Raw genomic sequence first — 20,620 nt, 5'->3', positions numbered from 1 at the left:
CCTGAGGAGATCCCCATGCGCGCCATCACGTTCTCGTCCTACGGCGGACCCGAGGTCCTCGAGCCCGCCGACCTCGACCGCCCGGTTCCGGGCCCCGGTCAGGCCCTGGTCCGGGTCGCGGCCACCTCGTTCAACCCCGTCGACGGCACCATCCGGGCCGGGTACCTGCAGCAGGTCCTCCCGCTGCGGCTGCCGCACGTGCCCGGGTTCGACCTCGCCGGCACCGTGACGGCCGTCGGGCCGGGCGGGCCGGAGGAGCTCATCGGTGCCGACGTCGTCGCGTTCCTCCCGATGACCGAGCCCGGCGCCGCGGCCGAGTACGTGCTCGCACCGGTCGAGCTGCTGACCCGTGCTCCGCGGTCGGTGCCGCTCGCCGACGCCGCCGCGCTGCCCTCGGCCGGGCTCACCGCCTGGCAGGCGCTGGTCGAGCACGCCGGGCTCGCAGCCGGGCAGCGGCTGCTCGTCAACGGTGCCGGGGGCGGGGTCGGCGGCTACGCCGTCCAGCTCGCCGCCGAGCTCGGCGCGACGGTGATCGCCACGGCGAGCCCGCGCAGCGCCGCCGCCGTCACCGCGGCCGGCGCGCACCAGGTGGTCGACCACACCCGTACGCCGGTGACCGAGGCGGTGACCGAGCCGGTCGACGTCGTGCTGAACCTGGTGCGCACCTCGCCGGAGGAGACCGCTGCGCTGATCGGGCTCGTGCGGCGCGGTGGGGTGTTCGTCTCCACCACGACGCCGGGGGAGGCCGACGCCGAGCGGGGAGTGCGGGCGAGCAGCGTCTTCGTCCGGAGCGACGCCGCCCAGCTGGCCTCGCTCGTCGACCGGGTCGACGCCGGCACGCTCCGGCTGGACGTCAGCGTCCGGTACCCGCTCGAGCAGCTCGCCGAGGTGCACGCGCGGGGCGAGGCGGGCGAGCTGCGCGGCAAGGTCGTGATCACGGTGGAGGAGCGGTGAGCGACTACAACGCGACGATCATCGCCGAGTTCCGCGCGAACGGCGGGCGGGTGGACTCGGCCGGCTTCGGCACCCACCTGGTGCTGCTGCACACCGTCGGTGCCCGGACGGGGCAGCCGCGGGTGAACCCGGCGATGTCGCTGCGCGACGGCGACGCCTGGCTGGTGGTGGCCTCGGCGGCCGGCGCGGAGAAGGACCCGGCGTGGGCGGTCAACCTCCGCGCGCACCCGCACACCGAGATCGAGGTCGCGACGGCGCACGGGGAGGCGCAGACGGTGCCGGTGACCGCCACCGAGCTCGACGGCGAGGACTACGAGACGGCGTTCGCCCGCTTCGTGCGCCGGTCCTCGGCCTTCGCGAACTACCAGCGCCGGGCCGGCGCTCGTCGTCTTCCGGTCTTCCGGCTGGCACCGTGGGAGTAGGAGCCGACCGCAGAGGGGGCGCTCAGTCGCCGGTGCGGTCCGGAGGGTCGAAGGTGACGTGCACGGTCTCGAAGCCCTTGAGCCGCTCGGCCTTCGCCTTGCCGGTGTAGCTGCGGCGGTCGCCGGGGGTGAGGTCGACGTCGTCGGTGAAGGGGGTGAGCAGCGCGCGCGGGTAGAGCTTGTCGACGCGCACCACGTTGACTTCCACGCACAGCACGCCGAACACCGCGGCCAGGTAGAGGAAGGCCAGCAGGCCGAGCACGAGGGCGAACACCCCGTTGACGGCGCTGGCGCTGTCCATCACGCGGCTGACGTACGTCACCCCGAAGGTCTGGAGCAGCTGCCAGAGGACGGCGGCGAGCAGTGCTCCGGGCAGCACGTCGCGCACGGTCAGCCGCCGGGTGGTGGCCAGCCGGAAGGCGAAGGTGAAGACCAGCGCGTTGACCAGGACGGAGGCGACGAGGACCAGCGCCCGGACGAGCATGCCGAGGGAGCCCGCGGCACCCGCTCCGAGCGTGGAGAGCGCGGTCGTGCCGATCACCGCCACCCCGGCGGTGGCCAGCAGTAGCAGGCTGCGGCCGCGGGCCAGGAACGGGTTGGGGCGGTTGTTCCGCGGCACGTTCCACGCGGTGTTCATGGTGTGCTGCACCGCCTGGGCGACCCCGAGCGCGCCGTAGAGCGCGCCGAGGATGCCGACCACGACGCCCAGGGTGCCGCCGCCGAGGCCCTGCGGCTCGCCCAGCTGATCACCGACGACGGGGAGCTGGCTGAGTGCGGAGTCGATCAGCCGCTCCTGCAGCTCCGGGTTCCCGGCCAGCACCGTGCCGAGGATCGTCGTGGAGAGCAGCAGCAGCGGGAACAGCGAGACGAACGCGTAGTAGGTGATCAGCGCGGCGAGGAACGGGCCGGAGTCGTCGACGTACTTGTAGACGACGGCGATCGGGAACCCGGCGACCGGATGACGGCGCTGCAGACGGTCGAGCCGGTCCGTGAGAGCCACGCGCGCAGTCGATCACGTCCGGCGCAGGCCTGCGCCCGGCCGGCTCGCGGCTCAGTTGATGCGCTGCATGTCCAGCACTTCGCCGTCGCGCACCCGGAAGCCGAAGTAGGAGTAGCTGTCGGCCCGCGTCGCGACCACGCCGGTACCGGCCAGGTCGGCGATGTCGTCCACGGTCACGTTCCGCCCCTGGCTGTCGTCCCAGTAGGAGGCGCCCGCGCCCTCCGCGGTCGGCACCTTCCGCACCTCGTCGCTGGGGTTGCGTCCGTAGTACTCGGTGCACCAGCCGCCCGCGCCGCCCAGCTCCAGCCCGTCGGCGAGGCAGGCCTCCTTCACGGCGGCCGGGCCGGTGATCCAGTCGAGCAGGTCGACGTAGACGGAGTCGTCGGTGACGCCGCGGATGATTCCCACGTGCTCGCCGTCCTCGAGCGGCTCGGCGGAGATCGGTTGCGTGCTCAGCACCTCGACCTGCTCGGTGGGCGTGAAGCGGCCGTACGCCCACTCATAGGTCACCTGTCCCCAGTGGCTCGGGCAGCAGTTCGCGTCGTCCTCACCGGTGGTTCTGCCCTCGACGGTCAGCAGGGAGTCGTCGATGGTCACGGCGGCACCCACGAAGTAGAACTCGTCGCCCACGACGTCCAGGAGCTGCGGGGTCTCCTCCTGGACGTCGAACACCACGAGCGTCTGCGGCCAGGTGGAGGTGATGTACGGGCAGACCAGCTGGATGACGGCTTCGGGTTGCTCGTCCCCGGTGAGATCGCCGGCGTGCACCTCGACGGTGGCCTCGTCCCACGTCGCGGCGCCCAGGCCGTCAGCGGTCCAGCTCTCACGGGACTCGCAGCCGGCGGGCCCGTAGGCCAGTTCCTTCCACTCCGTCTGGGACAGCTCGGGGAGTGCCGTCGTGGTCGGGAGGGTGAGGAGCTCCTCGAGCTGATCCGCGTCGAGGCGCTCCTCGGAGCAGCCGCTCAGCACGGCCACCGCCAGGAGTGCCGCGGTGAGGGGAACTGCACGGGTCCAGTGGCGGCGCATCGGTCCTCCGGGAGTGCGGCGGTCGGAGACGGTCCGCCCAGTACATCTGAGTTCGGCCGGCCGGCGCCGATGTTGAGCGAGGGCCGGCCACCGTCCCTGGTTCACCCGCGCGGGTGGAGATGGCCCCCTGCTTGTCCACAGAACCCGTGAACGGCGGCCCGCGGACTGATTCGTTTCCTTACAGTCCGACCGTTGATCATCAGGCTCGACGGGGGATGGCGTGCCGACTGCTCTGGATGTCGTGGACGGTGAGGTCCGCGAGCTGATCCGCCGGCGTGGGCTCGATCCGTTCCTGGACCCGGGCCCGGTGCGGCTGCTGGTGCGCGACGTCGTCGCCGACTACTCCGAGCGCTCGCTGAGCTCCGCGCTGCCCCCGATCGGCGACGTCGAGTCCGTCGTCCGCGACGTGCTGGACCGCGTGGCCGGCTTCGGGCCCCTGCAGCGCTACCTCGACGACCCCGAGATCGAGGAGATCTGGGTCAACGAGCCCGGCCGGGTGTTCATCGCCAAGCGCGGCCGCAGCGAACTCACGACGACGATCCTCGCGCCGGGGGAGCTCGCCGACCTGGTGGAGCGGATGCTGCGCACCTCGGGTCGACGCATCGACATGTCGACCCCGTTCGTCGACGCGATGATGCCCGACGGCTCACGGCTCCACGTCGTCATCCCCGACATCACCCGGCGCCACATGGCGGTCAACATCCGGAAGTTCGTGCTGCAGGCGCACTCGCTCGACGAACTGGTCGCGCTCGACACGATCACCGCCCAGGCGGCCCGCTTCCTCGAGGCCGCGGTCGCCTCGGGCCTGAACATCCTCGTCTCCGGCGGCACCCAGGCCGGCAAGACGACGCTGCTGAACTGCCTCTGCGCCTCGGTGCCGGCCCGCGAGCGGGTCATCACCTGCGAGGAGGTCTTCGAACTGCGCGTCCCGCTGCCCGACGTCGTCTCCATGCAGACCCGCCAGCCCAACCTCGAGGGCGCCGGGGAGATCCCGCTGCGCCGGCTGGTGAAGGAGGCGCTGCGCATGCGGCCCTCCCGCATCGTGGTGGGCGAGGTGCGGCAGGAGGAGTGCCTGGACCTGCTCATCGCGCTGAACTCCGGGCTGCCCGGCATGTGCACGCTGCACGCGAACAGCGCCCGCGAGGCCGTGGTGAAGATGTGCACCCTGCCGCTGCTGGCCGGGGAGAACATCGGGACGTCGTTCGTCGTCCCCACCGTCGCCTCGAGCGTCGACCTCGTCGTGCACGTCGGCACCGACGCCGACGGGCGCCGCCGGGTGCGCGAGATCGTCGCGTTGCCGGGGCGGGCCGAGAACGGCGTAATCGAGACCGCCGACGTCTTCACCAGCCGCGAGGGCCGCCTGGTCCGGGCCTCGGGCTATCCGCCGCACGCCGATCGGTTCGCCGCGGCGGGCTTCGACCTGCCGGCCCTGCTCGGCGGGTCGGTGTGACGGAGTCCGGCGCGTTCCTCGGGCTGCTGCTCGGCGTCGGACTGCTGCTGATCTGGCGCAGCGGCACCCGGGCGCCGAAGCCGCGCACCGATCCCCGCCGTCCCGGAAAGCGGCAGGAACTGCTGCACGCCGCCGGGCTGACCGGCATCAACGGCGCCCAGCTGCTCGCGCTCCAGGTGGGCGCCGCGCTGCTCGTGACCGTCGTCGTCCTGCTCACCACCGCCACGGTGACCGTGAGCCTGGTGTTCGGGATCTTCGGCTTCTTCCTGCCCTATCTGCAGGTCCGCCGGATGGCCGGCAAGCGCCGCGCCGACCTGCGCGAGGTGTGGCCGGAGGTCGTCGACAACCTGGCCTCGGCGGTGCGAGCCGGCCTCTCGCTGCCCGAGGCGCTCGGCGCGCTCTCCACCCGTGGGCCCGAGGTGCTGCGGCCGCCGTTCGCCCGGTTCGCCTCCGACTACCGCTCGAGCGGCCGGTTCGGGCCGTGCCTCGACCGGCTCAAGAGCGACCTCGCCGACCCTGTCGGGGACCGCATCGTGGAGACGCTGCGGGTGGCCCGCGAGGTCGGCGGCACCGACCTCGGGCGGGTGCTGCGGACGCTGGCGACCTTCCTGCGGGAGGACGCGCGGGCGCGCGCTGAACTGGAGACCCGGCAGGGCTGGGTGGTCTCGGCCGCGCGGCTGGCGGTCGCCGCCCCGTGGGTCGTGCTGCTGCTGCTCGCCACCCAGTCGACGACGATCGCCGCCTACGACTCGGCGACGGGCACCGCGATCCTGCTCGGCGGCGGCGCGGTGTGCCTGGTGGCCTACCGGCTGATGCTGCGGATCGGGCGACTGCCCGAGGACGTGCGGGTGCTCCAGTGAGCGCCGGCCTGCTCGGCATGCTGATCGGGCTCCTCGCGGCCACCGGTCTGCTGCTCGTCCTGACGTACGCGCCGCCGTTCCGCGCGGTGCGGCTGGTCGACCGGCTCGCGCCCTACGTCCACGACACCCCACCGCCGTCGCGGCTGCTGGGCACCGCGACCGAGCCCGGGATGCTCACCGCCGTCCGCCGGATCGTCGGCCCGTCGATCAGCAACGGCGCGCGCATCGTCGACCGCTTCGTCGGGGGCCGGGCCGCGGTGCGCCGTCGCCTGGACGCCCTCGGCGGTGATCTGACGGTCGAGGACTTGCGCATCGAGCAGGTCATCTGGGGCGGGGTCGGGCTGCTCGGCACCGCCGTCGTCGCGACCGTCGGCTCGATCGCCGCCGGGAACGTCAACGTGCTGACGGCCGGGATGCTCTGCGTCTCCGGCCTCGTCGGTGGCGTGCTCGGCCGGGACTGGTGGCTCACCCAGCAGGTCAACCGGCGCGAGGAGCTGCTGCTCGCCGAGTTCCCGGTGGTCGCCGAGCTGCTGGCCCTGGCGGTGACGGCGGGGGAGAGCCCCGCGGCGGCGATCGCCCGGGTCACCCGGCTGTCGGGCGGCGAGCTGGCCCGCGAGCTGGGTGCGGCACTCGGTCGGGCGCGGGCCGGGGTACCCCTGGTCGACGCGCTGCAGCACGTCGCCGACCGCACCTCGCTGGAGCCGCTGGCCCGCTTCATCGACGGCCTGCTCGTGGCCATCGAGCGCGGCACCCCGCTGGCCGAGGTGCTGCGCGCCCAGGCCGCCGACGTCCGGGAGGCCGGCAAGCGCCGGCTGCTCGAGGCCGGCGGCCGCAAGGAGATCGCCATGATGGTGCCGGTCGTCTTCCTGGTGCTGCCGGTCACCGTTCTCTTCGCCCTGTTCCCGGGGCTGATCAGCATCGTCTCGCTGGCGCAATGAGCCGGCGGACCTGGAGAAAGGACGACGCCATGCGTCGCGTTCCGAGCACCCTTCTCGCCCTCGTGGACCGGATCCGCGGGGAGGACCCCGAGCGCGGGGACGTCCCCGGCTGGGTCATGGTCACGGTCATGACCGCGGCCCTGGTGCTCGCCATCCTGGGGGTGTTCCAGGACGCCATCGTGAACGCGGTGCAGAACGCGCTGAACTCGGTCACCACCCGCGGATGACGGCCGCCCTGCACGTTCCCGCCGCCGGGGCGGATCCGGCGGGGGACGAGGGCGCTCGCTCGGAGCGGGGGAGTGCCGTCGTCGACTTCGTGATGGTCTCGATGCTGATCGTCGCGCTGCTGATGGCGGTGCTGCAGGTGGCGGTCTACGTGCACGTGCGGAACGTCGTCACCGCCAGCGCGCAGGACGGCGCCCGGTACGCGGCGAACGCCGACATCGACTCCTCGATCGGCGCCGACCGCACCGTGCAGGTCGTCGCCCGCGCGACCTCGGTGCAGACGGCGCAGGGGCTCGACTGCACGTCGGTCGAGGAGCCGGACCCCAGTGGGTCGACGGTGGTCGTCGTGCGCTGCTCGGGCTCGGTGCCCTCGCTGCTGGCGGCGCTGGGGAACCTGCTGCCGCTGGAGGTCACCGGCCGGGCTCTCAAGGAGGGCTCGTGACCTGGTTGCGGCGGCGGCTCGGGATGATCGCGGACGAGACCGGATCGGCGCTGGTGGAGTTCGTCTTCATCGCGCTGGTGGTGTTCGTGCCGCTGGTCTACATCATCGCCGGGTTCTCGGCGGTGCAGCGCGGGGTGTTCGCCTCGCAGGCCGCGGCGCGGGAGGCCGGCCGGGCGATGGGCACCGCGCCGGACGTGGCGACGGGGCAGCAGCGTGCGCTGCGGGCGGCGCAGCTGGCGATGGAGGACCAGTCGGTGGAGGTCACCGACATGCGGCTGGCGTACGCGCCGGCCGGTGCCGACTGCGACGCGGCCGGGAGCTATCAGCCCACGCTGGCGCCGGGGGAGGAGTTCTCCGTGTGCGTGGTCGTGACCGTGCGGATCCCGATGCTGCCGGAGTTCATCGAGTCCAACACCGCGACCGGCCAGTTCGTCGTCGAGCGGGACCGCTACGTCGACGGCTGACGCCACCGCGTCACGGACATCCAATTGCGCACGACGAATGTGTGACAGCCTTCACGGTTCGGGTGTGGCTGACCGGGCAGATTACGCAGCGTACGTAACGCTTGAAGTATCTCCTCACCCACCTGGGTGAACGTGCTGTTCCGGTGTCCCGTAGTGATGGCTCTCAGTGACGAGCGCCCATAAGTTGCCGAGGGCGTCCGAAAGTCGAGCGGGAAGCAAGCTCCTCCCCCGAGGAGCGGGTGTCCCGACTGGGGATCTGCGACACCCGGAACAGGAGCCTGCCTGTGCGCCTCGCGCTTCCGTCGATGACGCCCGCCTTCCCGCTCGAGAGGGAAGGAGGCAGCCCCCCGGTCACGTGCCGGCGTGGCTGATCGGGCTCCTTACCCCTATGAGGCGTTCAGCGAGCTCGCCGGTCCGATGGAGGAGCCGCCCGCGGACGGCCGCGTCCGCTTCCGTCCGGTCACCACCGGCTGGGCCCGCGTCCGTGCCTGGCTGCTGGTCGTCGGCGCCTTCGTCTTCGAGCTGGCCTTCCTTATCTGGCTCCTGCAGCCGGCCCACTACCCGGAGTTCCTCGGCGATTGGCGCTCCGTCCTGGCCCGCGTGCTGCTGGTGAGCATCGGCATCGTCGGCGCCCTGCAGATCCTCAACGTCACGACCCTGGCCGTCGGCACGCTGAACGCCCGGGACCCGATCCCCATGGCGCCGCTGCCCGGCCGCCGGGTCGCGTTCCTGACCACCTTCGTCCCGGGCAAGGAACCGCTGGAGATGGTCCGCGGCACGCTCGAGGCCGCGCAGCGGATGCGCTACGACGGCCCGCTGCACCTGTGGCTGCTCGACGAGGGCGACGACCCGGCCGTGCGGGCGATGTGCACCGAGCTGGGGGTCCGCCACTTCAGCCGCAAGGGCGTGGCGCGCTGGAACCAGGAGAGCGGTCCGCACCGGGCGCGCACCAAGCACGGCAACTACAACGCCTGGCTCGACGCGCACGGCGACGACTACGACTTCTGGGTCTCGGTCGACACCGACCACGCCCCGCTGCCGAACATGGTCGAGCGGCTCGTCGGCTACTTCCGCGACCCCGACGTCGCCTTCGTCGTCGGACCGCAGGTGTACGGCAACTACGACAACGTCGTCACCCGCGGCGCGGAGTCGCAGCAGTACATGTTCCACAGCGTCCTGCAGCGGGCCGGCAACCGGCTGGCGTCGGCCATGTTCGTGGGCACCAGCAACGCCGTCCGCATTCCCGCGCTCAAGGCCATCGGTGGGCTGCAGGACTCGATCACCGAGGACGCCGCGACGAGCGTGGTCTGGCACGCCAACCGCAACCCGGAGACGGGCGCGCGCTGGAAGTCGGTCTACACGCCGGACGTGCTGGCGGTGGGGGAGGGGCCGACCACCTGGCGGGACTTCTTCACCCAGCAGCACCGGTGGGCCTGCGGCGCGGACCACACGATCCTGCGGCAGTTCCGGCGGTCCTTCTGGAAGCTGTCGCTCGCGGGCAAGGCCCACTACGTCACCCTGCTCGCCTACTACCCGTCGGCGGCGATCAGCTGGGTGCTCGGCGCGCTGAACCTGACCTCGTTCCTCCTCCTGGGCGTGGGCGGGCTGGACGTGACGGCCGACCTGTGGCTGATGCTCTACGTCAACTCCGCGGTGCTGCACATCGGCGTCTACTTCTGGAACCGCAAGCACAACGTGAGCCCGCACGAGCAGGAGGGTTCCTCCGGCCTCGCCGGCATGGCGATGTCGGCGATGTCCGCGCCGGTCTACGTCCAGGCGCTCAAGCAGGCGGTGCTGCGGCAGCAGCCCGGCTTCGTCGTGACCCGCAAGGGCGCGGTCTCCGGGGACCACGTCGGCGTCTTCCGCCGGCACCTGGTCTGGGGGGTGCTGATCGGCGGCGCCTTGATCGCCTCGGTGCCCCTCGGGTTCGTGCACCCGGCGATCCAGAGCTGGGCGGTCCTCGGCGCCGTCACGTGCCTCGCGCCGGTCGTCCTGTGGATCGGCGCGGCCGCGCGCCGGCCGGTACCGCTCCCGGTCGCGGTGGCCACACCGCAGTACCGCTTCGAGTCGAACGTCGTCCAGCCCCTGCCCGCCCCCGCTCCCGCGGCTGCGGCGCCCACCGTCCGTGCGACGACCCAGACGCAGGAGAGCCACCCGTGATCCGAGCCAAGCCCTCACCGATGCGGCGGCTCCGCAACGCGGCGCTGGTCTGCGTCACCGTCGCAGGCGTGACAGCGGCCAACGCGCCGGTCGTCGCCGACGCCGCCAACTACGCCTGGACCGAGTACGAGCGCCGGCAGGCGGACTACCAGGCGCAGCACGGCTTCTGGGAGACCGTCGAGCTGCCGGAGGAGTACCGGCTGTCCGCCGTCCACGCGGCGCTGCTCCACACCGGCAAGGTGCTGCTCATCGCCGGCTCGGGCAACAACGCCGCGCGGTTCGAGGCAGGCACCTTCAGCTCGGTCCTCTGGGATCCGGTCACCGGCGAGGTCGAGGAGATCCCGACCCCCGAGGACCTCTTCTGCGCCGGGCACGCCTACCTGCCCAACGGCAACCTGCTCATCGCCGGTGGCACCCAGGAGTACGAGCAGCTCGAGGAGCAGGTGGACCGTGCCGCGGGTGTCCTGTCCCTCACCAACGACCACGACCAGCCGCTCACCCTGCCCGCCGGCACGGAGTTCGTCTCCGGGCGCCTGATGTACCGCTCCACCGAGGACGTCACGCTCCCGGCCGCGCACCGGATGGCCGACGGCTCCGCGATGGGCGGTGTCGGCGAGGTGTGGATCGAGGCCGAGGGCACCGGCGACGAGTACGTCATGGACGAGGCCCGCAAGTTCGGAGTCCGCGGCCTGACCGGGGACCACATGGGGCAGGTGCACGCCGAGGCCGGCACAGTGACCAAGGAGAAGCAGAACTTCCAGGGGCTCGACGCCTCCTACGAGTTCGACGTCGCCACCTCGACGTACCGGCGCACCGGCCGGCTCGACGAGCCGCGCTGGTACCCGACGCTGATCAACCTGCAGGACGGCCGGATCCTCGCGGTGTCCGGGCTCGACGAGTACGGCCGCGTCCTGCCCGGCGACAACGAGATCTACGACCCGGGCTCGCGCACGTGGACCGACCAGCCCGAGCTCTTCCGCTACTTCCCGACCTACCCGGCGCTGTTCCGGCTGGCCGACGGCCAGCGCGTCTTCTACAGCGGCTCCAACACCGGCTACGGCCCGGCCGACGAGGGGCGGCAGCCGGGCATCTGGGACCTGTCGGACAACAGCTGGGTGGACGTGCCCGGGCTGGAGGACCCCGAGTACAACGAGACCAGCTCCTCCTTCTTCCTCGCGCCCGTCCAGGACCAGCGCGTGGGCATCGTCGGCGGCGGACTGGTCGGGGACAGCGACGAGGCGACCGCCCGGTTCAACGTGGTGGACCTGAGCCGTGACGACCCGCGGTACGAGCCCGCGCCGGACCACCCGAGCCCGGCCCGGTACATCAACGCCGTCACGCTGCCGGACGACACCACCCTGCTGACCGGTGGATCCGGGGGCTACCGGGGGAACGGCGAGAGCGACCTCCACCTGACGACGATGTACGACCCGGACTCCCACACGCTGCACGAGGCCGCGCCGAACCAGGTGGGTCGCAACTACCACGCGACGGCGCTGCTCCTGCCCGACGGCCGGGTCATGACCATGGGCTCGGACCCGCTGTTCGCGAACGCGGAGGGGACGAAGTCCGGCACCTTCGACACCCGGCTCGAGATCTACTCACCGCCGTACCTGTTCGCCGGCGACCGTCCCGAGCTCACCGACGCACCCGAGGAGGTCGACCGGGGCGGGTCCTTCGCCGTCGAAGCGGACGGTGCGGTCACCGAGGCCAGGTTGCTGCGCCCGAGCGCCGTGACCCACCAGACCGACACCGAGCAGCGCTCGGTCGCCCTCGACGTCGCGCCGGGCCGCGGCGGCTCGTACGAGCTCACCGTCCCCGCCGAGGAGGGCCTGACGCCCGCCGGCTGGTACATGTTGGTCGTGCTCGACGACCGGAACGTCCCCTCACCCGCCCGCTGGGTGCACGTCGGATGAGCCGGTTCCTCCCCAGGGCCCGGGCCGGAGCGGTCGCGTTGGCCGCCGTGGGTCTGGTCGCGTGCGGCACGTCCGGGGACCCGCAGAGCGGCGGCCCCTCGTCCGCCCCCGCGAGCGCGCCCACCGAAGAGCAGGGGCGGCTCTCCGGGGAGCTCTGGACGAACCCCGACGGGCACGGTCCGGTCGCCGTCCGGGAGGCGGAGGCGCAGGGGCGGGACGACGAGGCCGCCGCACTGGCCCCGCTGGGCGAGCAGCCCACCGCGACCTGGTTCACCAACCCGGGCGACCCCTACGTCGAGGTGGAGCGGCTCTCGCTCGCGGCCGCCGAGGCGGGGGAGATGCCGGTCCTGGTCGCCTACTACGTGCCGAACCGGGACTGCGGCTCCTACTCGGCAGGCGGCGCCCCCGGCGTCGACGCCTACCTCTCGTGGGTCGGCAGTTTCGCCGCGGCCCTGGGCGACCGCCCGGCCGTCGTCGTCCTGGAGCCGGACGCGGTCGCCCAGGCGATCGAGGGCTGCGCCGGCGTGGACCCCGCGGAGCGGTACGAGTGGCTCTCCGAGGCGGTCCAGATCCTCGACCGGCAGCCGGAGACCCGCATCTACGTCGACGCCGGCAACTCCACCTGGGTCACCGACCTCCCGGCGCTGTCGGACGCGCTGCGGCGCAGTGGTCTGGCGGACGCGGACGGCTTCTCGCTGAACGTGGCGAACTTCCGGGCCACTGACGAGAGCGCCGAGTTCGGGGCGGCGCTCTCCGAGCAGCTGGAGCGGGACGGCCTGCCGGGCGTCCACTTCGTCATCGACACCAGCCGCAACGGTGCCGGCCCGCCACCGGAGGACGGCAGCCCCGACCACTGGTGCAATCCGCCGGGCCGCCGCCTGGGCGAGGCGCCGACGACGTCCGCGGGCCTCCCGCGGGTCGATGCGCTGCTGTGGATCAAGCAGCCCGGCGACTCGGACGGCACGTGCCGCGGCGCTCCGCCTGCCGGCCAGTGGTGGCCGCAGGCAGCCCTGGAGCTGGCCGGCGACTGAGTGCCGGCCACGGCGACGACGAACCAGCGGAACTGATGCGACCATGACCGCATGTTCCGGATCGCAGCACAGGCACGGCGCAGCTTCCACGCCCCCGGGGAGCAATGCGTCCTAGTCGGCGGATGACCACGTCCGCCGGGCGCCTCCCGCAGGAGGTTTCCGTGACCAAGCGCTACCGCATCAACGACCCCGACCCGCGTCCCGACCGCACGGACGCCACGCCGTGCTGCGAGGCCGGCGACCCCGAGGGCTGGGGCTTCGTCTGCACGATGGAGCCCGGCCACGACGGCGATCACGTCGCCGGGACGGGGGTCGTCATCGGGGAGGTCTGGCCCCGGTAGGGGCGGCGTGCACGGCGAAGGCTCCGTCGTCGGACGGGGCCTTCGCTCTGCGGTCGGGGCCGTCAGGCGCTGCGAACGGGGCGTCAGCCCCACCAGGGCATCTCGACGTCCAGGATTGCCTCGCTGTGGTCGGCCAGGAGGTCGCGGATCCGAGGTGCGTCCCGCTGCAGCCGCGCCTCGACCTCGTCGGGTTCGTCCTCCCAGCCGTGGTCATCGACCTCCACGGTCACCAGCACGCCGCCCCGGTTCGAGGCGGAGAGCATCTGGGTCAGCGCCTCGTTCCAGACGGCGGAGGTGCCGTCGTCCAGCGCCAGCACGCCGCCGTTCCCCTCGTACAGGGTGCGGACGGTGGTCGCTTCCTCCTCCAGCCACAAGCGCGCAGCCGCCTCGGCGTCCTCCGCGGTGGGATAGCGCGTCACCGTGGCCCAGATGTCCAGCTGCCCGAGGTCGTCGTCGCGGTTCTCGTTCAGCCGCCGGGACTGCAGAGGAGCGGCGACGTCGTCGTCGTAGGAGAAGAAGGGGTCCCGCCCCTCTCCGTCGGAGACCCAGAACGAGGAGAGCTCGAACTCCTCCGCCCCCGGAAGGGCGAGCGGCGCGCGGGTGCCGCCTGCGTTGGCCTCATCCACCACCACCCAGACGGCGGAGGAGACCGCGAGGAGGGCGGCGACCGAGGTGTACGCCACCACGAGCGCGCCCGCCGGCCGGCGCCCGGGGCCGAACCGGCGTCGCCGCTCGTGGTGGCGGCGCAGCTGAGAGCGGGCCAGAAAGAAGGTCCCGGCGGCCGCGGCGAGCACGAGCAGCCAGGTGACCGCGGAGAGGAGCCACCCCGTCGCGCTCATCTTCCAGGCGCGGTGGGCTGACGCCGGGTAGACGCCGTAGCGGTCGCCATCGGACGGGTCGCCCTCGGCGATCGCCTCGCCGTATGGGGTGTCCAGGTAGTAGTTCGTCCCGCCACCGCGGCCCGAGCTCTCCTCCTCGCGCGTGACGTAGGTGTCCTCGCCGACGGTGAGCACGAGGCCGCCGCCGCTCAGGGCGCGCACCCCCTTGTAGGCCTCGACGGCCATGCCCGGCGTGAACACCAGCAGGGTGACCAGGCCCGCCACCGCGGCGACGGAGATCCGCTTGGGTCCACCGCCACGGCTCGGGCGGAACAGGGGCGCGGTCGCCGCCGCCTCCGCGCCTCCGGGCAGGAAGCGCACCGCCCACGCCGCGACGAAGAGGATCGCGGCCGGCACACCCAGCACCACGGGGAGCAGCGGGCCCCACTTCTCCTGGATGCGGAAGCCCACGCTGTCCGAGGGGGCGTTGCTACCGGCGGCCAGCAGCATCGCCAGGACAGCCGGGAAGATCAGCAGCACCAGCAGCAGTGCGGCCCGCTGCAGTCCGGCGCGGGCCCGAGCCGGCCCGCTCGAGGACGGGGTGGGAACGGACGGCAGGGCCGGCCGATGCGCGCGCGGGCTGCGCCGCTGCCACTTCTTGCGGTCGGTCACGCGGCTCACCGGTGTCGTCGGGAGGCCGGCGGACCGGGGCTCGCGAGCTGCTCGACCGCGCGGGTGAACTCCTCGGGCTGCCGGGTGGCCACGCGCCACAGGCGCCCGTCGCCGCCTCGGGCGGAGGGGCGTTCGACGTAGCGCGGGTTCATCACAGGCTCCCGATGGCGAGCAGGTCCTCGCGGTCGATGCTGGTGAGCAGGAGCAGGGCGACGAGCTGGTCGACGTTCCCCGCAGCGGTGTCCAGATGCACGCCGCGCTGCGCGCCGCGACGGGCGACGACCCGACCTTCCGTGGTGGTGACGGTGACGGCGGAGGGCCCCGTCGCCCGCAGCCACCAGGTGCGTCCGTCCTCCAGGACGACGCGGGCGCGCTTGCGCTCCCGCGAGAAGCCGGTGACGTTCTTCCACCAGCCCTCCAGGCCAGGCCGGTCGACGACTCCCCGCACGGGCACGCCGTCGACGGTGCCGTCCACGGTGAGCCGGCCGTTGAAGTGGAACCGGTACCGGTACTGAGGATCCTGGACGGCCGGAAGCGGTCCGGTCAGCGTGAGCCTGCCTGCCGGCGCGTCCACGACGCGGACGCGCGTGCTCGAGAGCACGCCGGCCCACCACGTCCCGCCGGGTCCACGCCAGCAGTTGCTGGCCAGCAGGTCGGGCAGACGGGCCGAGTCGCTCTCCACCGGCGCGGCGACCAGGACCTCCTGGAGACGGCTCATGCGGCGCCGTCGGCGAGCACGCTCATGTCCACTCCTCGATCGGTCGGCGGAAACCATAACCGGGATACGGCCCGTCCTGGTCTCGGGCTCCGGAGCCCCGTGGACAGCTGCACGGGGAGTCACGGGAGGGCGTACCGGGTCGCTCGTACAGGTGACGCGTGCTGTCGTCGACGGCCCGCCGGCACCTACGTTGAGCGACGTGAACTCCGGCAGGTCCGTTCTCCTCGGCTTGCTGACCGCACTCGTCTGCCTCTCGGCGTGCAGCGCAGACCCGTCACCCGAGCGCGAGACGCGGGCGGCGCTGCCGGACTACGCGCCACCCGCGGGGGCGCCGTCCCTGTGCGCAGGTCTGGCCGGGTCGACCCACTTCCTGGACATCCCCGCGGCCATGGGTGAGCTGACTGCCGGCATCGGCGGTGTCGACGGGCGCAGCCGCCTGGCCGCGGCCCGGGGCGAGCTCCGTGGCCTGGTCGCCGAGCTGCCCGCGGACGAGCACCCCGAACTGCGCGCCGCCGGGGACCGCGTCGTCGCCGCGCTCCTCGAGCTGCTCGGACCCACGTTGACCGACGACACCCGGACAGCCGTGCTGTCGAGCATGGACGACTTCGTGGCCGAGCTGCAGCCGGCCTGCGGGTTCCCCGCGTGAGAGCCGCCCGGATCGGTGCGTGCGCCGTGCTCGTGGCCGCCGTCGTCCTCGGTGTGCCCTCCGGAGCCGCCGCCGACCCCGCCCCGGAGCCGTGTCTCGTCGACGGGACCCGCGGGGTGGTGCCGGACGGTTTCGTCCTCGACGCCTGCGTGGAGACCGGCGCGATCACGCTGCGGAATCCGCTCGACGTGCCCGTCAGCGTGCGGGTCAGCGGCGACCTGGGGGCGCCGGAGCGGCGCGTCACCGCCGGCGGCGCGAGCGCCGCGGTCGGCCGGGGCACAGTCGACGCGCCGGTGCTCGCTCCCGGCGATGTCGTGCGCTGGAGCCGTGGACCGGGCGCCGGTGAGCTCGTCGTCGACGTGCTCGACCGGGCTTTCTCGCTGCCGGTGATGTCCGAGCTCGAGCCACTGGCCCCGCGCCTGGCCGGGCACCAGGACCTGACCGGTCTGGTGGCGGCCGTCGGTTCGGCGGTCGCCGCCCGGACCGACTGCATCGAGGGCCGGAGCGTCATCGAACGGGTCGCGTGCGACCTGCGCGCCGCCGACGCGATCGGCACCGCCGTCGCCGGGCAGGTCCCCGCGGACGCCGTTCCCGCGGTCGTCGACCGGGTGCTCGACCCCGCTCGGTGGGAGGCGTGGATCGCGGCCGCCGCCGAGGCCGCCCCGCAGGTCGACGCCGGTCAGCGGCGCCTGGTCCAGACCGAGGCGCCCCCGCCCCCGCCTCCGCCGCCCGTCGCGGCGCCGGCTCCGGGCTCCGCGCCGGCTCCGCGCCCTGCGCCGGCTCCGGGACCTGCGCCGGTTCCCGGTCCTGAGCGGACCGCGCCGGCGCCCAGCCCGGTTCCTGGGCCGCTGCCCGTGCCGCTCCCCGCCCCTGTTCCGCTTCCGGCTCCGCCTGTTCCGCTGCCGGCGCCGCCGCGGGTGGACCTCCGGGAAGAGGCCGAGCGCTGGCTCCGGGAGTTGGCCGAGCGCGCAGAGCGCGCCCGCGAGGCCGTCCGTGAGGAGCAGAAGAACCACGACCGCGGAGGTCGCGGGGGCAGGTGAGCGACCCGGCGGGTCACGACGGCGGTGCGCCGCGACCCGCCGTCGGAGTCAGGCTCCCCGCTCGACCTCGGCCTGCACCACGCCCCGGACCGCCTGCAGCAGCGAGTCCTCCGAGGTGTCACCGTTCGCCAGGGCGGTACGTGCCTGGTCGCTCACCAGGCTGCCGTCCACCGTCTCGAGCCAGGTCAGCTCACCCCCGACGCGTCGCCCCACCCGGAAGCCATCGCCGTCGGGGCCCACCACGTACTCGTCGCCGTCCACCTGGATCGTCATCTCGTCGGTCATGCCCGCACCCCTACCCGCGAGGACCCCGGTTCCACGCAGGCGGTTCTCCGCCGGACCGCGCGGACTCTGCGTTGCCTTCCGGTCACCGAGCGCTGGCGCGTCGGCATCCTCAATCCGGGTAGTTCCGGACGCAGCGGTTCTCCGGCGCCATGGGGCCGCTGTCGATGGGACGGGTGAGCCCCGGGCGCCGGATCCTGGGTCCGCGAGAAGAGCGGAGGGCACACGTGGGCGATGAGCCACGGCATCACGAGCTGCCCATGGATGCCCGGCGCCCGCGGACCGGGGAGTCCGCCGACGGAGCCCTGGTGGCTGCAGTGCTCGATGCCCTCCCGTCGCCGACGCTGCTCATCGATCCCGACGGGATCGTGCTGCTGACCAATCTCTCGTGGCGTGTCTGGTCGGACTCCATCGGTGACCCCCGCTTCCAGTTCGGGGTCGGCGGGGACTACTTCGCCTCGGCGCTGCGGGTCATGCGCGACGAGCAGGCCACCCGCGCCCTCATCGAGGACTTCCGCGAGCTCTCCCGCGGTGCCCGCGACAGCGTCTCGGCCGACTACGCACTGCCCACGGACACCGGCACCTACTGGTTCCACCTCGTGGCGTCGCGCGTCGACCAGGCCGGCCACATCGTCGTCACGCACACCGACGTCACCTCGCGCGTGCAGGCCGAGCGCACCTCCGCCTGGCAGGCGCGCCACGACTCGCTCACCGAGCTGCCCAACCGGGCCCATCTGCACGAGCTCATCGACCTCGAGCTCGCCCGCGCCGATGCTCCGGCGGTCGCCGTTCTCTTCCTCGACGTCGACGGGTTCAAGGACGTCAACGACTCCCTGGGCCACGACATCGGCGACGACCTGTTGCGCCAGCTGGCCGGGCGGCTGCTCGCCGTCACCCGCGCCCAGGACACGGTGGGCCGGCTCGGTGGCGACGAGTTCGTGGTGCTGAGCCGCGACTGCGACGTCGACGGCGCGGCGATGCTCGCCCAGCGCTGTCAGGCGGCCTTCGACCAGCCCTTCGTGCTCGGTGGCCGCACCCACCGGCTCAGCGCGAGCATCGGCATCGCGGCGGCGCCGGCCGGGGCCGCCGGCCTGCGCTCCACCGACCTGGTGCGCGACGCCGACCTGGCGATGTACGACGCCAAGGCCGCCGGGCGCAACCGGGTCCGGGTGTTCAGCCCGGAGCTGAGGGCTCATGTCCAGGGCAAGATGCAGCTGGCCGGTGAGCTGCGCGACGCCATCGCGGACGGGCAGCTTGTGCTGCACTACCAGCCGATCCTCCACGTGCCGAGCAACGAGTACAACGGCACCGAGGCGCTGGTGCGCTGGCAGCACCCCGAGCGCGGACTGCTGTTCCCGGGTGAGTTCCTGCCCGTCGCCGAGCAGTACGACCTGCTGATGCCGCTCACCCGGTGGGTGCTGCGGGACGTGGCCCGGGAGAACGCCGTGTGGCGCGGGCAGGGGATCAACCTGGTCGTCGGCGTGAACATCCACGCGCGGCACCTGTCCACGGGAACCCTGGTCGACGACGTCCTCGCCGCGCTGGCCGAGTTCGAGATGCCGCCGAACCATCTGGTCTGCGAGCTGACCGAGACGTCCGTGGCCGAGGACCCCGAGTTCGCCGCGGTCCAGCTGGCGCAGCTGCGCGACCTCGGCATCGAGGTGTCCATCGACGACTTCGGCAGCGGCTTCTCCTCCCTCGGGCAGCTGGTCAACCTGCCCACCGGCGTCCTGAAGATCGACCGCAGCCTCATCGCGTTCAGGGAGGGCCGCGAGGCCCACGCGGCGGCGGCGATCGCAGCGATCGTGGCCCTGGGCAGCGCCTGCGGCACCCAGACCCTGGCCGAGGGCGTCGAGACGGCGGAGCAGCTGGGCTGGCCGTCGAGCTCGGCTGCACCTTCGCGCAGGGCTACCACCTCGCCCGGCCGATGCCCGCGTCCGAGATCCCCGGCTGGATGGCCGCGCGCGGCGGCGGCCGGCGGCCGCGCCCCGGGTCGGTCCTCCCCGCCGGACAGGCCGCGGAGCGGCTGACGCCCCAGGCGTGAGCGCACCCGACGGCTCCCGGCGTCCGCGCACTACCCTGGGTCGCTGTGGCTGCTGACTTCTCCGTCGTCCTGGACGAACTCGACACGACCCTGAAGTCGATCGAGGCCGTCCTCGACGTCGACCGGCTGCGCCGGGAGGTGGCCGAGCTCGAGCAGCAGGCCGCCGCGCCCGACCTCTGGGACGACGTCGAGGCCGCCCAGGCGCTCACCTCCAAGCTCTCCTACATGCAGGGCGACCTGCGCCGCGTCGAGGAGCTGCGCAGCCGGCTCGACGACGTCGCGGTCCTGCACGAGATGGCGGTGGAGGAGGACGACGAGGGCACGGCCGCCGAGGCCGAGCGGGAGCTGGTGGCGCTGCGCAAGCAGCTCGACGAGCTCGAGGTCCGCACCCTGCTGTCGGGGGAGTACGACTCGCGCGAGGCGCTGGTGACCATCCGGTCGGAGGCCGGCGGTGTCGACGCCGCGGACTTCGCCGAGATGCTCATGCGCATGTACCTGCGCTGGGCCGAGCGCCACAAGTACCCGACCGAGGTCCTCGACATCAGCTACGCGGAGGAGGCCGGCATCAAGTCGGCCACCTTCTCGGTGAAGGTGCCCTACGCCTACGGCACCCTCTCGGTCGAGCAGGGCACGCACCGGCTGGTGCGCATCTCGCCGTTCGACAACCAGGGCCGGCGCCAGACGTCGTTCGCCGGTGTGGAGGTGCTGCCGGTGGTCGAGCAGACCGACCACGTCGACATCCCCGAGAACGAGATCCGGGTCGACGTCTTCCGCTCCTCGGGCCCCGGTGGGCAGAGCGTGAACACCACCGACTCCGCCGTCCGGATGACCCACATCCCGACCGGCATCGTGGTGTCCTGCCAGAACGAGAAGAGCCAGATCCAGAACCGCGCCGCCGCCCTGCGCGTGCTCCAGGCGCGGCTCCTCGTCGTCCGCCAGGCCGAGCAGCGCGCCGAGATGGACGCGCTCAAGGGCGAGGGCAGCAGCTGGGGCAACCAGATGCGCTCCTACGTGCTGCACCCGTACCAGATGGTGAAGGACCTGCGGACCGAGCAGGAGAGCGGCAACCCCGGGGACGTGCTGGACGGCGGGATCGACTCCTTCATCGAGGCCGGCATCCGGTGGCGCCGTCAGCAGGAAGCAGTGCCCGCCAACTGAGACCCCTCGGCGC

Annotated in this window: 21 protein-coding genes; 16 read left to right on the top strand and 5 right to left on the bottom strand. The window is 73.0% G+C overall.

All coding sequences use genetic code 11. The annotated features are described in order from the left end of the window. Window positions 1-15 precede the first annotated feature (15 nt). Complete coding sequence (locus LBW97_RS05160; protein WP_224498344.1) at window positions 16-954, top strand: NADP-dependent oxidoreductase; 939 nt, start codon at window positions 16-18, stop codon at window positions 952-954. Then, window positions 951-1,376 (top strand): nitroreductase/quinone reductase family protein, encoded by a 426-nt coding sequence (locus LBW97_RS05155; RefSeq protein ID WP_224498343.1) that lies wholly within the window; start codon window positions 951-953, stop codon window positions 1,374-1,376. The genes LBW97_RS05160 and LBW97_RS05155 overlap by 4 nt, the downstream gene beginning before the upstream one ends. 22 nt (window positions 1,377-1,398) lie before the next feature. Here the strand turns inward: LBW97_RS05155 and LBW97_RS05150 are convergent, their stop codons facing one another. Both LBW97_RS05150 and LBW97_RS05145 read right to left on the bottom strand, forming a co-directional pair. Continuing rightward, complete coding sequence (locus LBW97_RS05150; RefSeq protein WP_224498342.1) at window positions 1,399-2,376, bottom strand: YihY/virulence factor BrkB family protein; 978 nt, start codon at window positions 2,374-2,376, stop codon at window positions 1,399-1,401. A gap of 51 nt (window positions 2,377-2,427) precedes the next feature. After that, the gene (locus LBW97_RS05145) at window positions 2,428-3,402 is read right to left on the bottom strand and encodes an LppP/LprE family lipoprotein (protein ID WP_224498341.1); all 975 of its coding nucleotides are present in this window, start codon (window positions 3,400-3,402) and stop codon (window positions 2,428-2,430) included. 220 nt (window positions 3,403-3,622) lie between these two features. Here LBW97_RS05145 and LBW97_RS05140 point away from each other — a divergent pair, with 220 nt between their 5' ends. The 10 genes from LBW97_RS05140 (at window position 3,623) to LBW97_RS05095 (ending at window position 13,229) form a co-directional block, all read left to right on the top strand. Continuing rightward, window positions 3,623-4,852, top strand: a complete 1,230-nt coding sequence (locus LBW97_RS05140; protein WP_224498340.1) for a CpaF family protein — start codon at window positions 3,623-3,625, stop codon at window positions 4,850-4,852. Next, window positions 4,849-5,712: a type II secretion system F family protein gene (locus LBW97_RS05135; RefSeq protein WP_224498339.1), complete on the top strand. Its 864-nt coding sequence runs from the start codon at window positions 4,849-4,851 to the stop codon at window positions 5,710-5,712. The genes LBW97_RS05140 and LBW97_RS05135 overlap by 4 nt, the downstream gene beginning before the upstream one ends. Further along, entirely contained in the window at window positions 5,709-6,650 is a 942-nt protein-coding gene (locus LBW97_RS05130; protein WP_224498338.1) for a type II secretion system F family protein, read from the top strand. The genes LBW97_RS05135 and LBW97_RS05130 overlap by 4 nt, the downstream gene beginning before the upstream one ends. Window positions 6,651-6,679: 29 nt before the next feature. After that, complete coding sequence (locus LBW97_RS05125; RefSeq protein ID WP_224498337.1) at window positions 6,680-6,877, top strand: hypothetical protein; 198 nt, start codon at window positions 6,680-6,682, stop codon at window positions 6,875-6,877. After that, window positions 6,874-7,317: a TadE family protein gene (locus LBW97_RS05120; RefSeq protein WP_224498336.1), complete on the top strand. Its 444-nt coding sequence runs from the start codon at window positions 6,874-6,876 to the stop codon at window positions 7,315-7,317. The genes LBW97_RS05125 and LBW97_RS05120 overlap by 4 nt, the downstream gene beginning before the upstream one ends. Beyond that, window positions 7,314-7,781 (top strand): hypothetical protein, encoded by a 468-nt coding sequence (locus LBW97_RS05115; protein ID WP_224498335.1) that lies wholly within the window; start codon window positions 7,314-7,316, stop codon window positions 7,779-7,781. The genes LBW97_RS05120 and LBW97_RS05115 overlap by 4 nt, the downstream gene beginning before the upstream one ends. Before the next feature lie 363 nt (window positions 7,782-8,144). After that, window positions 8,145-9,941 carry a glycosyltransferase family 2 protein gene (locus tag LBW97_RS05110; protein ID WP_224498334.1) on the top strand — a complete coding sequence of 599 codons (1,797 nt, stop codon included), beginning with the start codon at window positions 8,145-8,147 and terminating at the stop codon, window positions 9,939-9,941. Continuing rightward, window positions 9,938-11,857: a kelch motif-containing protein gene (locus tag LBW97_RS20345; RefSeq protein ID WP_224498333.1), complete on the top strand. Its 1,920-nt coding sequence runs from the start codon at window positions 9,938-9,940 to the stop codon at window positions 11,855-11,857. The genes LBW97_RS05110 and LBW97_RS20345 overlap by 4 nt, the downstream gene beginning before the upstream one ends. Further along, window positions 11,854-12,888, top strand: coding sequence for a glycoside hydrolase family 6 protein (locus LBW97_RS05100; protein ID WP_224498332.1), 1,035 nt, complete (start codon window positions 11,854-11,856; stop codon window positions 12,886-12,888). The genes LBW97_RS20345 and LBW97_RS05100 overlap by 4 nt, the downstream gene beginning before the upstream one ends. Window positions 12,889-13,049: 161 nt before the next feature. Next, window positions 13,050-13,229 (top strand): hypothetical protein, encoded by a 180-nt coding sequence (locus tag LBW97_RS05095; protein WP_224498331.1) that lies wholly within the window; start codon window positions 13,050-13,052, stop codon window positions 13,227-13,229. 83 nt (window positions 13,230-13,312) lie between these two features. Here the strand turns inward: LBW97_RS05095 and LBW97_RS05090 are convergent, their stop codons facing one another. Both LBW97_RS05090 and LBW97_RS05085 read right to left on the bottom strand, forming a co-directional pair. After that, entirely contained in the window at window positions 13,313-14,719 is a 1,407-nt protein-coding gene (locus tag LBW97_RS05090) for a hypothetical protein (RefSeq protein WP_224498330.1), read from the bottom strand. 151 nt (window positions 14,720-14,870) lie between these two features. Next, window positions 14,871-15,437, bottom strand: a complete 567-nt coding sequence (locus LBW97_RS05085; RefSeq protein ID WP_224498329.1) for a hypothetical protein — start codon at window positions 15,435-15,437, stop codon at window positions 14,871-14,873. Between the two features lie 199 nt (window positions 15,438-15,636). On the opposite strand from LBW97_RS05085, the gene LBW97_RS05080 reads away from it, so the two are divergent. Both LBW97_RS05080 and LBW97_RS05075 read left to right on the top strand, forming a co-directional pair. Further along, complete coding sequence (locus tag LBW97_RS05080; protein WP_224498328.1) at window positions 15,637-16,083, top strand: hypothetical protein; 447 nt, start codon at window positions 15,637-15,639, stop codon at window positions 16,081-16,083. Continuing rightward, entirely contained in the window at window positions 16,080-17,123 is a 1,044-nt protein-coding gene (locus LBW97_RS05075) for a hypothetical protein (RefSeq protein WP_224498327.1), read from the top strand. The genes LBW97_RS05080 and LBW97_RS05075 overlap by 4 nt, the downstream gene beginning before the upstream one ends. Window positions 17,124-17,171: 48 nt before the next feature. On the opposite strand, the gene LBW97_RS05070 is transcribed toward LBW97_RS05075, so the two are convergent. Then, window positions 17,172-17,408 (bottom strand): hypothetical protein, encoded by a 237-nt coding sequence (locus LBW97_RS05070; RefSeq protein WP_224498326.1) that lies wholly within the window; start codon window positions 17,406-17,408, stop codon window positions 17,172-17,174. A 305-nt stretch (window positions 17,409-17,713) separates the two neighbouring features. Here LBW97_RS05070 and LBW97_RS05065 point away from each other — a divergent pair, with 305 nt between their 5' ends. Next, entirely contained in the window at window positions 17,714-19,435 is a 1,722-nt protein-coding gene (locus LBW97_RS05065; RefSeq protein ID WP_224498325.1) for an EAL domain-containing protein, read from the top strand. A 59-nt stretch (window positions 19,436-19,494) separates the two neighbouring features. After that, window positions 19,495-20,607, top strand: coding sequence for a peptide chain release factor 2 (gene prfB, locus LBW97_RS05060; protein ID WP_224498324.1), 1,113 nt, complete (start codon window positions 19,495-19,497; stop codon window positions 20,605-20,607). The last annotated feature ends 13 nt before the right edge of the window (window positions 20,608-20,620 follow it).

The organism is Blastococcus sp. LR1, from assembly GCF_020166105.1.
In the GTDB taxonomy this organism is placed as follows: Bacteria; Actinomycetota; Actinomycetes; order Mycobacteriales; family Geodermatophilaceae; genus Blastococcus.
The sequence above is the reverse complement of the archived record's forward strand: the minus strand, read 5'-3'. Positions and strand labels throughout refer to the sequence as shown.